Source organism: Pseudarthrobacter sp. MDT1-22, from assembly GCF_054511035.1.
This window is the reverse complement of record NZ_JBTNDK010000003.1, coordinates 70,208-82,187: the sequence shown is the minus strand read 5'-3', so window position 1 is coordinate 82,187 and position 11,980 is coordinate 70,208. Positions and strand designations below refer to the sequence as shown.

The window sequence follows — 11,980 nt, the reverse complement described above, 5'->3', positions numbered from 1 at the left end:
AACTACGCGTGACCGAACCTTAACGTCGGCCACGTATGATTGGCCGGTCTGCTTACAATGGCTGGGTCCTGTTTCAGGACCACGCCGGCAGACCGGCCAATACTTTTTGCACACCAGGCAGGAAATCCTATATATCCGCCGCCTGCGGATCCCGGTGTGCGCACGCAATCCAGGTTTCAGGGAGCCCAATGAACGCCGTCCAGAGGTTCATCAGAAGCAAAGTGCTGCTGCTGACCGCGGCCATCTTGATCGCAGCCATGTGCTTGTCGGTCCTCGTCCAAGGCCAGTCGCAGGCCGCACTCAATCGAACGGTGGATGAGAACTCGCGGGGTCTCTACGACGTCCTGGTCCAGGCCAAGGCAGGCTCCGGGGCGCTGATGCAGCCGGAGATCGCCAACGGTGGCGGCGGCATCGGCTTTGACCAGCTCGAGAACATCCGGAAGCTTTCCGGAACGTCCGTGGCGGCACCCATCAGCCTGGTGTCCCGCGTGACGCAGAACCTGGAAGCGCCACGGCTCGACGCCATGGATTACCTTGGCTACAACTCCGGGCTGGCAGGCACAGCGACCACGGACCAGGCCGCCGGCGCCACAGATCCCAGCAAATGGCCCGCTGCTGAGTCCGTGCTCGGCGATACCCCCAAGAACTACCGCCTGACCGCCAGCGCCGTCAGCTCCGACGGTGTCTCCGAGCAGACCCTGTTCAAGTCCACCGCCGAGGGCAGCCTGGGCAAGGCCAAACTCGTCGAGGAGAAGGCTGCCGGGGGCACCAGCATCCGGATCGCACCACCCGCAGGCGAGACAGGCATCAAATTCCCCGCTCCAGCCGGCGGCTCCGAACATAACCTGTTCAACCTTTCGGTGTCACTGCCCCTGTCTCCCGAAGTGACCGAGTCCGTGGTCGCCGTCGACCCCGTCTCCGAGCGGGCACTGCTCGGCTCGGCGGGCGACTTCCTCGCCCCGCTGGAGAAGGCCCCGCCCGCTGACGCGCGGAACGCCGGAGCAATCGGCCGGCACTTCGAAAGCCTCTTCACCAACGGCATCAGCCTGGAAGAGCTCAACGAGGGCCCTGACTTCCTCGGTGTCAAGCTCAAGTACTGGGCACCGCTGATGACGCAGTACCAGCAGGCGAAGCGCAGCGGACAGCTGACCGCGGACTCGCAGGCCATTCCCCTGGTTGTCCGTTCCGGCACGTCACTGGACCTTAAGTACAACGTAAAGATCGAGGAGATCGACGCCGCGGGCAAGGTTGTCAAGGAAGTCGGCACCGCCACGCGTTCCCTCGGCAAGGACTACCTGCCGTTTGTGTCCAAGGACCCGTTCGCGCTGTCCTGGCCCGGCTCCACCGACCACTCCGGTCTCCTCGGCAGCGCCGGCAACTTCAACCAGGGCCTCTACACCCCGGCCAAGTGGAGCACCGACTTCGCTGCCGCGCCGAAGTACACGGACGGCGACGCCGCGGCCAATGGTGCGGTCCAGAAGAACGCCGTTCCCAGCGACTGGGTCACTGTAAACCGCCTGCCGGAGAAGGGTGCCAACGGCGCCCCGGTGGACCAGACCCAGCGTGAGCCCGTGGATGAACGTTCCTACCGGGAAGACCTGGCAACAGGGGAAAAGCTCGCGGCTCCGCTGGCCATGGTCTATGGGACCTTCGACCCCGCGGCTGTCGAGAAAGCTGCCGGCGACGTCAACCGCCTTCCGCTGGGTGGCTACGACCCCACTCCGTTTACCCTCACCAAGGACGCGGAAGGCAAGACGGTCACCGGTACCGAACTCAAGCCTTCACTCAGTGCCACCGGACTGGCGAGCCAGTCGGCCGGTGCCATCACCGACTTCTACGGCCTGGCCGCAGCGCGCGGCTACAAGGACAACGCCGCCGTGATCGATGCCGTACGTGTCCGGGCCAAGGCTCCTGGCAGCTGGAAGGAAGCCCAGCCCGACGTCGAAAAGCTCGCCAGCGAGATCCGCGAAATGGGTCTTGAGGCTACTGTTGTGGCCGGTTCCGCCCGAGAGGACGCCAGCATTTTTGTCCCCGGATACTCCAAGGACGACGCCGGCAAGGAGTCAGCGCTGGGCACTGTCCAGCAGTCCTGGGTCCGGCAGAATGCAGCGGACGCAGTCTCCGGCTCCCTCACCGGGACCAACGTGACACTGCTTTTCCTGACCCTGTGCGGAGCCGCGCTGTTGACCGGCGCCTCCACCGTCAGCTACATCCGCAAACGCAAACGTGAAGCCGGGACCCTCCGCGCCATGGGCTGGACCCAAGTGCGCATCAGGAACTGGGTGCTTGAGGAATTCGGTGTCGGCGCTGCGCTGCTCGCGGTAGCCGGGATCGTCTTGAGCCTGGTGAGCTGGAGCGTGACCACAGCCATCGTCTCAGCCTCCGTCCTGGTCCTGTATGCGGCAGCGGCCTTCTTCGCCGCCCAACAGCTGCGCCACCGTGATGAGGTGGACCAGGAACCGCAGCACGACGAGCGGCTGATCCCGGTGGACTCCCCGCTGACCTTTGCCAACCGGCAGCTCAGCACGAACAAGTTCAACACCCTGTCCCTGGCCGTCGCAGTCGGCGTCTTCGGAGCCGCGGTGGGCGGGCTGGTTGCCTTGCTCATCGACATCCCCCGTGCTGCCGGAGCGAGCGCCCTCAGCGGCCTGGCCGCAGCAAGCGTGGCGATGCCCAGCATGCTCCTTGCCCTCGCCGGCGTCGCAGTGGGGCTGGTCCTGACCCTGGTCACCGGCCGGTTTGAGCTGAACGCCAAACGCCAGTACCTGGGCATCCTTGAGGCCATGGGCTGGAACCCGGACATGCTCCGCCAGGTCCGTCTTTTCGAAAACGCGCTGGTGGGCACGGTGGCCCTGCCGCTGGGCGTCCTGGGCGCGCTGGGCATCGGGCTCCTCCTTGCCCCGTATGCCGCGCTATGGGCCGGCGTCGCCGGCCTCGTGGCTGTACTTTGCTGGATACCGATTGCAACGAAAGTGGTCCAATGACAAACGAGACGAACGTTTACCGGAGCCGGAGGTCCGGCTCGGCTGAGTCGCCCCTGCAGACCCGTGCCAACACCATCGTCAAGGCCGCGGACCACGGGACCCCGCTGGAACTGAGCGACATCACCATCCGCTATGGCGGCGGTAAAAGCGGTGCCGAAGCCGTCAGTGTTGTGGAGAACTTCGACCTCACGCTGCACGCCGGCGAGATGCACTGCGTGGCCGGCCGAAGCGGATCCGGCAAGACCAGCATCCTGACAGTGGGTGCGGGACTGACCCTGCCGACGTCGGGCCGTGTCTTCTGGGAAGGTGATTCCCTCGAAAGCATGGGCGACGACGAAATCGCCGACCGACGTCGGGCCCTGATCGGTTACGTTGACCAGGGCGGCGCCCTGATCGACGGCATGAGCGCCCTCGAGAACGTCCTCCTGCCGGCCGTGCCCGACGGCGAGGTGGACCAGCGCCGCGACATGGCCAAGGACCTCCTGGACCTGGTGGGCCTGGGCCGCCGGATGCGGCACCGTCCGGCCCAGCTGTCCGGTGGTGAACGCCAGCGTGTGGCGATCGCCCGCGCCCTGATCCTGGGTACGCGCGTGCTGGTGGTTGATGAGCCCACGGCCAGCCTGGACCGAGCCTCAGCCAACCGCATCATCAGCATCCTCAAGGACACCACCTCGGACGGCATCGCAGTACTGGTCGCTTCACACGACCACGAACTGGTCCGCCTGAGCGATACGCTGACTGAACTGATCTAGCCCTGCCCCTCCGCACCAAAGGTAACGTCCGCACGTGAGCGCAACAGCCAAAACCCCGTTCTACATCACCACGGCCATCACCTACCCGAACGGTGTTCCGCACATCGGACATGCCTACGAGTACATCGCCACCGACGCCATGGCGCGCTTCAAACGGCTTGACGGCTTTGACGTGATGTTCCTGACGGGCACGGATGAGCACGGCATGAAGATTGCGCAGGCGGCCGAGAAGGAAGGCGTCACGCCCAAGGAGCTGGTGGACCGCAACGCGGAAGTCTACAAGTCTGCCCACGCCGCGCTGGGGATTACCTACGACCGCTTCATCCGGACCACGGACGCTGACCACTACGCCGCGTCGCAGGCCATCTGGAAGAAGATGGAAGCCAACGGCGATATCTACCTGTCCAAGTACGAGGGCTGGTATTCCGTCCGGGACGAGGCCTTCTACGTGGAGGACGACACCCTGGTCAAGGACGACGGCGTGCGGTACTCGAAGGAGACGGACACCGAGGTGACGTGGACGGCTGAGGAGAGCTACTTCTTCCGGCTGTCCTCCTACCAGGACCGCCTGCTGGCGCTGTATGAGGCCCAGCCGGAGTTCGGGGCACCGCAGTCCCGCTTCAACGAGGTCATCAGCTTCGTCAAGCGCGGCCTCGAAGACCTGTCGATCAGCCGCACCACGTTCGACTGGGGTGTCCCCGTCCCCGGCAACGACAAGCACGTGATGTACGTCTGGGTGGACGCGCTCACCAACTACCTGACCGGCGTCGGCTACCCGGACGTCGACTCGGAGTCCTTCAAGAAGTTCTGGCCCGCCGATGTGCATGTGATCGGCAAGGACATCTCACGGTTCCACGCCATCTACTGGCCGGCGTTCCTGATGAGCGCCGGCATTGAGCTGCCCAAGCGCGTCATGATCCACGGCTTCCTGCACAACAACGGTGTGAAGATGTCCAAGTCGCTCGGCAACGTGGTGGCACCGGCAGACTTCGTGGCGCAGTACGGGCTGGACCAGGTACGGTTCTTCTTCCTCCGAGAGGTCCCGTTCGGCGCCGACGGCAGCTACAACCATGAGGCCATCGTGGGCCGCATGAACTCGGACCTGGCCAACAACTTCGGCAACCTGGCGCAGCGTTCGCTGTCCATGGTGGCCAAGAACTGCGAGGGCCGGGTCCCGGTTCCGGGTGCCTTCACGGCTGAAGACACCGCGATCCTGGCACAGGCCAACGGACTCCTGGAGACTGCCCGGACCGCCTTCGAAAAGCAGGAATTCAGCCGCGCACTCGAGGCCATCTGGGGCGTCCTGGGTGACACCAACGCCTACTTTGCCGAGCAGGCTCCCTGGGTACTGCGGAAGACCGACGTCGAACGCATGAACACCGTGCTGTACGTGACGCTGGAAGTGCTGCGCATCGTGGCTATCCTGGCCCAGCCAGTGATGCCCACCGCCACGGCCGCGCTGTTGGACACCTTGGGACAGCCCGACGGCGGATCCCGCCAGTATTCCGCGCTCACCACACCTATTGTCGCCGGAACTCCGCTGCCGGCTCCGGCGCCCGTCTTCCCCAAGTATGAGGAACCGGCCGAAGCCTAGGTATGTCGCTGCTGGCTACTTGCTGGTACGCGGACTGAGTACGGTTCCGGGGCCGGTCAGTAGGGCCCGCCTTGTAAGGCGCGTACTGAGTACTGGAGACATCCTGGTGTCCGTCTGTCTAGCCTTATCTGGTTAGCAAACTGATGATTCGCATCTGGGAGAACCGTCGCCCCGATGCTGTCCGTTTGCCTTTAGCCCTCCGTGTCGGGGATGGCGCCGTTCTTCCACCTGTCTGATCAGTTTGGACCAGACAATGGATGGAGACGGAAATGAAACGGATCCTTGCCGCTTTTGGTGTCGCGGGTCTTGCGCTATTGGGTGCCACTGCGCCGGCCACCGCGTCGCCTTCTGAGGACGAGAAAAAGATCACCATTTGCCACGCCACCGGCTCGGAAAGCAATCCCTACGTGCCGGTGACCATCAGCCTCAACGCGCTCAACGCCCACGTGGGCCACCAGCACGATGAGGACATCATTCCGGCCAACGACGGGAAAGTTCGTCCCGGAGGCCAGAACCTTGACAAGGCCAGCATCTGGAATGCAGGCTGCGCCGCACCAGGCGAGGGTAACGGCCGTGGCGATCACAAGATCAGCATCTGCCACGCCACCGGCTCGGACAAGAACCCGTACGTGCCGATTACGATCGCCCTGCAGGGGCTCAACGGCCACGCCAACGCCAACCACCAGCACACTGAAGACATCATCCCGCCGAACAACGGCAACGTGCTGCCTGCAGGCCAGAACTGGACGGCTAAGGGGCAGGCAACCCTTAACAACGGTTGCGTTCCCACAACGGTGCCGCCAGTAGTGCCGCCTGTTGTTCCTCCGGTGGTCCCGCCTGCTGTTACTCCGGTGACGCCGGGCGAAACTCCCAGAGGTGCTGTTGTGGGTGCGCCGGCGGGTCAAGGTGCCGTAGCCGCTAACAACCCTGGCTTCAATGTCCAGACTGCAATGGCAGGTTCGACTGACGTTTCCGTCGCCCCCTGGGCCGCTGGCATCGTCGTAATGTTGCTCGCTGCAGCGGGAGTGGCTGCCCGCAGGACCCTGGCAGCCAGCGGTACCGTATCCCGGCCCCGGAAGGAATGACGCCGGCTACTGGCGCCCGCAGGGGCGCTGTTTGAATCACCGGCAGGCGCCGTGGCCGCAAGGGCACGGCGCCTGCCGGCAAACCAGGCAAATCCGACTCACAAACGGGGTAACCATGGACAGCGATCGAAGGCTCTTCACCACCAAAAGCATCGTCTTTGTGGTGCTGTGCGGTGTGCTGGCCTACCTGGCGTTCGCGTTTCTGCCATTCCTGGCCGGGCCGGGACCGTCGCCGACCGTGACCGGGGTTGCTGTGCAGCCGACCACCCAGGCCCCAGCGCCGTCCACCCCCACGCCCTCCACGGACACCGGCGCCCCGGTCCCGGCGGGTCCGGCAGCGTCGCCGCCGCAGCGGCTGGTGTACCCGGCCGCAGACATCGATGTGGTGGTCCATCCGCTCGAACCCACGGGCGAGGACCAAGCCACCCAGACCATCGTGCCGCCCCCCACCATGGACGGCTACTGGCTGTTGCCCTACGGCGTGCCCGGAGTGGGCTCGGTCAATACCACGTACATCGCCGGGCACAGCTGGACGGACCGGGATGCGCCGTTCAACCGGCTGAGTACACACGCGGCGGCTGGTGACAGGCTGACCGTGGCCACAGCCACGGGCGAAGTGGCCTACCTGGTGGACTCGGTGACTAACTACGTCAAGTCCGGCCTCAAAGACAGCCCCATCTGGCAGGTGGCACCCCACAGGCTGGTCCTGATTTCCTGCTATACGGGTGATGCCTGGGGCACCAACGTGGTGGTGGTGGCCTCACCGGAGGACCCACTCCTCCGTCTCAGTAAATGAGACTGATTGTCCGGCATGCGGATGATCTAAATATTCTTGGAGCATGAGTGCATCCACGATCAATCTCGCTGTCATTCCCGGTGACGGCATTGGCCCAGAGGTCATTGCCGAGGCACTGAAAGTCCTCGAAAAGGCTGTCGCCGCTGAAGGCGTTGTCCTCGAGCAGACCCACTACCAGCTCGGTGCCGAGCACTGGCTGGCCACCGGCGAGACCCTTCCGGATGATGTCCTTGCCGACCTGCGTACACGGGACGCGATCCTCTTCGGTGCTGTCGGTGCCGCCCCCGGCGACACCCGGATTCCGTCCGGCATCATCGAGCGGGAGATGCTGCTCAAGCTCCGCTTCAGCCTGGACCACTACGTCAATCTGCGGCCGTCGCGGCTGTACGGAACAGTCGGGAGCCCGCTGGCCAATCCCGGCACCATCGATTTTATCGTCGTCCGTGAGGGAACCGAGGGTCCATATGTGGGCCACGGCGGCTCGCTTCGCACCGGCACACCCCACGAGGTGGCCACCGAGGTCTCACTGAACACGGCATATGGCGTGGAGCGCGTTGTCCGCGATGCCTTCCGCCGCGCCAGCGCCCGGGAACGCAAGCATGTGACCCTGGTGCACAAGCACAACGTCCTGGTCTACGCAGGCCACCTGTGGAAACGCACCGTCGAGGCGGTGGCCCAGGAATTCCCGGAGGTCACCCACGATTACCTGCATGTCGATGCGGCCACCATTTTTATGGTCACCGACCCCTCCCGCTTCGATGTCATTGTCACGGACAACCTCTTCGGCGACATCCTGACCGACCTCGCAGCAGCCATCACCGGCGGCATCGGGCTGGCGTCGTCCGGCAACATCAACATGGACCGCACCGCCCCGTCCATGTTTGAACCGGTCCACGGCTCGGCCCCGGATATCGCCGGACAGCAGAAGGCAGATCCCACCGCGGCCATCCTGTCGGCGGTGCTCCTGCTGGACCACCTCGGCTACACCGCCGCTGCCCGTAGGATCGAAGCTGCGGTGATCGCCGACGTCGAAACCCGCGACGGCGGCGCCCGCAGTACCAGCGCCGTCGGGGACGCCATCGCCGCAGCGCTCTAGGCCCGGCCGGAAGGTCCTGCCAACGGGCGTAAGCTTGTTTCGAATCACCAAATGCTGCCCTGCGGTTCAGTGTTGAACCACATTCAGAAGGCAGCCGATCGTGGAGGAACCATGACTCAGACCGCCCATGGCGTCGAATTTAACCAGCAGCTCTCGGCAACCCCGAAGTCAGCTGAAGAGCGTGCAGCCATCCTGGCCAACCCGGGATTTGGCAATTACTTCACCGACCACACCGCCGTCGTCGACTACAGCGTGGACGAGCAAGGCGAGGGTGGCTGGCACAACGCCCGCGTTGAGGCCTACGGACCCATCTCCCTGGACCCGTCTGCCGCGGTGCTGCACTACGGCCAGGAGATCTTCGAAGGCCTGAAGGCATACCGCCACGCTGACGGCTCAATCTGGACCTTCCGTCCGGAGGCCAACGCGGCCCGCCTGAACAAGTCGGCCCGACGCCTGGCCCTTCCGGAACTGCCCGAGGAATACTTCCTCGGCGCCATCCGGGAACTGGTGCAGGCGGACAAGGAATGGGTTCCCGGCGGTGACGGCGAGGCCCTGTACCTGCGCCCGTTCATGATCGCCACCGAGGCGTTCCTGGGTGTCCGGGCAGCGCGGGAGGTGTCCTTCCGAGTGATCGCATCGCCCGCCGGCAACTACTTCGGCGGCGAACTCAAGCCCGTGTCCATCTGGATCTCCCGCGAATACGCCCGCGCAGGCCGCGGCGGCACCGGTGCGGCCAAGTGCGGCGGCAACTACGCCGCCTCCCTGATCGCCCAGCAGGAAGCCGAAGCCAACGGCTGCAAGCAGGTGCTGTTCCTGGACCACTTCAACGATGACGCCGTGGAAGAGCTCGGCGGCATGAACGTTTTCTTCGTGATGAAGGACGGCTCACTGGCCACTCCCGCGCTCAGCGGGACCATCCTGGAAGGCGTGACCCGCTCCTCCGTGATGCAGGTTGCCAAGGACATGGGCCGTGAGGTGACGGAGCGCAAGATCACCCTTGATGAATGGCGCGACGGCGTGGCCTCCAGTGAGATCGCCGAGGTCTTCGCCTGCGGCACCGCAGCGGTGATCACCCCGATCGGTGTCCTCAAGGACACCACCGAATTCATCGGCTCCGAGGACGCGAAGGCGGGGGAGACCACCATGGCCATCCGCGAACAGCTCCTCGGCATCCAGACCGGAACCGTGCCGGATACCCACGGCTGGCTGACCCGCCTGGCCTAAGCACCACCTTCGCGCCCCGGCCACCACAACGCGGGGTCACTTAACGCCCGATATCCCCATCGGAATGGGCGTTAAGTGACCCCGCGTTGCTGATTCCAGGCACCCTCAGCGGCGGGCGGCCTTCCGGGCAGCGTTCTTCAGGGCCTTGCGCGAGACCGGCTTCAGGGCTTTGCGTGCCGCTTCGTCGGCCAGGGCGCGGTTGCGGCGGGCATCGATGACGTCGTTCCAGAGTGCGGTGGCGAAGGCGCCGCCGTCCTGGGCGTAAACGTCGTAGGGGTAGTCAGCAAAGATGGACGGTATGGTGCCGCCGGCGGGCAGGTCCTTCCCTGTTACCTCGGCTACGGCGTCGGCAATAGCCCAGGTCCGGGTCAGGTGCCTGGTCAGGTTGTCCTGGACAAAGATATTCGCATCACTTGCTGCGGCTGCGCGCTTCAGGAGTGACTCCAACTCTCCGGCTACGGAACGGGACGCCACTTTTTCCACCAGCTGTGAACCCGACTTGAGGTCCTCGGCGAAAGCATCGACTTCCTCGCGCCAGTCGGTGGTCTCACGGAACTTCCGCCACGTGGGAAACCAGACAATGGCGCCGGTCGCGTGGTTGTGGATGTGCTGCAGGCCGCTGTTCTTCTCCGTCAGCGCGTGGTCGTGCCCCACGGCGTCGGCGCCGGACAACAGTTCAGACAACGAAATGGTGGGTGAAGTGCTCATGGGTGTGCCGGGCTGCTCTCTCTGGGCGGTGGGTACACCAGCCATAACCCGACCCCGGGGTGCGGTTATTCCGTGCCGTCCTGATGCGAAGATGGTGCAGTGAACTCCACCTCGAGCGGCACTCCTCTCGCTGCCAGCCCGCTGACGGCTTTCTTCCTGGCACCCAACCCCGGGCCCATGAGCCTGGACGGCACCAATTCGTACGTCATCTCCGCCCCCGGTGCCAGTACATCCGTGGTGGTGGATCCGGGTCCTGCGGACGAAGGCCACCTCCACCGCCTCGCAGATGTGGGCCCCGTGGAACTCATTCTCGTGACGCATCGGCACGCCGACCACACTGCGGGTTCCCAGCGGCTCCACGAACTCACGGGCGCCCCGGTCCGCGCGGCCGATCCCCGGCACTGCCACGGTGGCGGCGAGCCCCTGCAGGACGGCGAAACTATCCAGGCGGCGGGAGTGACCATCCGAGTCGTGGCCACTCCGGGCCACACTTCGGATTCGGTCTGCTTCTTCCTACCCGACGACGGCCCGCATGGCTCTCTGCTGACCGGCGACACCATTCTGGGCCGCGGCAGCACCATGCTGGACTACCCGGACGGCAAACTGGGGGACTACCTGCGGTCCCTGGACCGGCTCGAAGCCCTTGGCCAGGCCACCGTCCTACCGGCACACGGTCCGGTGCTGCCCTCCCTGGCGGCCATCACGCGTGCCTACCGCGAGCACCGGCACGAGAGGCTGGCGCAGATCCGCGCTGCACTTGTCCGGCTTGGCGGGGACGCGACCGTGGTTGATGTCGCAGACGACGTGTACGCCGACGTCGAACCTTCCGTCCGGCCGGCAGCCGAAATGTCGGTGGCCGCGCAGCTTGACTACCTGCGTGGGCGGGCTGACGCGTGACAGTTAGACGTGACGCAGGGCAGCCGCTGCCGCTCAAGACGGTAGGCTAGCCACCATGCGTATTGCCAGGTTTGTAGTCGATTCTGATCCCCTCTACGGCGTTGTTGAAGGTGAGCCCGGCAGTGAGGAAATCACTGTCATTAACGGCGACCCCTTCTTCAACGGGGTGGAGCGCACACACGTCAAGCACAAGCTCGAAGACGTCCGGCTCCTGGCCCCGATCATTCCCCGCAGCAAGGTGATCGGCGTCGGCCGCAACTTCGCCGAGCACGCCGCCGAGCTGGGCAACGAAGTCCCGCAGCAGCCGCTGCTGTTCCTGAAGCCGAACACCTCTGTCATCGGCCCCGGCGACCCCATTGTGCTGCCGGAATTCTCAGACGAGGTTTCGTTCGAGGCCGAACTGTGTGTGGTCATCGGCCGGATCTGCAAGGACGTCCCCGAAGACCGCGTCGACGACGTCATCTTCGGCTACACCTGCGGCAACGACCTCACCGCCCGCGATGTCCAGAAAACGGACCTGCAGTGGGCCAGGGCCAAGGGCTTCGACACGTCGGCACCCCTCGGACCGTGGATCGAGACCGAGCTGGACACCGAAGACCTGGCCATCAAGGGCTGGCTCAACGGCGAACTGCGCCAGGACGGCAGCACCAGCCAGATGATCCGCGGCGTCCGGGAAATCGTCTCCATCGTGTCCCAGGCTTTCACCCTGCTCCCCGGGGACGTCATCATGACCGGCACTCCGGCCGGCGTCGACCTCGTCACCGCGGGGGACCGCTACGACGTGGAGATCGAGGGCATCGGTCGGCTGTCCAACCCGGTGGTCCGCCGCTGACGGGTAAAGTTG

Annotated in this window: 10 protein-coding genes; 9 read left to right on the top strand and 1 reads right to left on the bottom strand. The window is 65.0% G+C overall.

What is annotated here, in order from left to right:
* Positions 1–188 precede the first annotated feature (188 nt).
* From ACX80M_RS03755 to ACX80M_RS03725, 7 genes are all read left to right on the top strand, one after another.
* Complete coding sequence (locus tag ACX80M_RS03755; RefSeq protein ID WP_459308903.1) at positions 189–2,984, top strand: ABC transporter permease; 2,796 nt, start codon at positions 189–191, stop codon at positions 2,982–2,984.
* The gene (locus tag ACX80M_RS03750) at positions 2,981–3,736 is read left to right on the top strand and encodes an ABC transporter ATP-binding protein (protein ID WP_056349225.1); all 756 of its coding nucleotides are present in this window, start codon (positions 2,981–2,983) and stop codon (positions 3,734–3,736) included. The genes ACX80M_RS03755 and ACX80M_RS03750 overlap by 4 nt, the downstream gene beginning before the upstream one ends.
* 34 nt (positions 3,737–3,770) lie before the next feature.
* Complete coding sequence (gene metG / locus ACX80M_RS03745) at positions 3,771–5,330, top strand: methionine--tRNA ligase (RefSeq protein WP_459308901.1); 1,560 nt, start codon at positions 3,771–3,773, stop codon at positions 5,328–5,330.
* Positions 5,331–5,599: 269 nt separating this feature from the next.
* Positions 5,600–6,415, top strand: a complete 816-nt coding sequence (locus ACX80M_RS03740) for a hypothetical protein (RefSeq protein ID WP_459308899.1) — start codon at positions 5,600–5,602, stop codon at positions 6,413–6,415.
* A 115-nt stretch (positions 6,416–6,530) separates the two neighbouring features.
* Complete coding sequence (locus ACX80M_RS03735) at positions 6,531–7,211, top strand: class F sortase (protein ID WP_252609929.1); 681 nt, start codon at positions 6,531–6,533, stop codon at positions 7,209–7,211.
* Between the two features lie 43 nt (positions 7,212–7,254).
* A complete protein-coding gene (locus ACX80M_RS03730) occupies positions 7,255–8,307 on the top strand; it encodes a 3-isopropylmalate dehydrogenase (RefSeq protein WP_459308897.1) in 1,053 nt (350 codons plus the stop codon).
* 111 nt (positions 8,308–8,418) lie between these two features.
* Entirely contained in the window at positions 8,419–9,531 is a 1,113-nt protein-coding gene (locus tag ACX80M_RS03725) for a branched-chain amino acid aminotransferase (RefSeq protein WP_252601440.1), read from the top strand.
* A 105-nt stretch (positions 9,532–9,636) separates the two neighbouring features.
* On the opposite strand, the gene ACX80M_RS03720 is transcribed toward ACX80M_RS03725, so the two are convergent.
* Positions 9,637–10,239: a hypothetical protein gene (locus ACX80M_RS03720; RefSeq protein WP_252609933.1), complete on the bottom strand. Its 603-nt coding sequence runs from the start codon at positions 10,237–10,239 to the stop codon at positions 9,637–9,639.
* Positions 10,240–10,338: 99 nt separating this feature from the next.
* Between ACX80M_RS03720 and ACX80M_RS03715 the strand changes: the two genes are divergently transcribed.
* Both ACX80M_RS03715 and ACX80M_RS03710 read left to right on the top strand, forming a co-directional pair.
* The gene (locus ACX80M_RS03715) at positions 10,339–11,136 is read left to right on the top strand and encodes an MBL fold metallo-hydrolase (RefSeq protein ID WP_252613500.1); all 798 of its coding nucleotides are present in this window, start codon (positions 10,339–10,341) and stop codon (positions 11,134–11,136) included.
* 55 nt (positions 11,137–11,191) lie between these two features.
* The gene (locus ACX80M_RS03710; RefSeq protein WP_058932084.1) at positions 11,192–11,968 is read left to right on the top strand and encodes a fumarylacetoacetate hydrolase family protein; all 777 of its coding nucleotides are present in this window, start codon (positions 11,192–11,194) and stop codon (positions 11,966–11,968) included.
* Positions 11,969–11,980 lie beyond the last annotated feature (12 nt).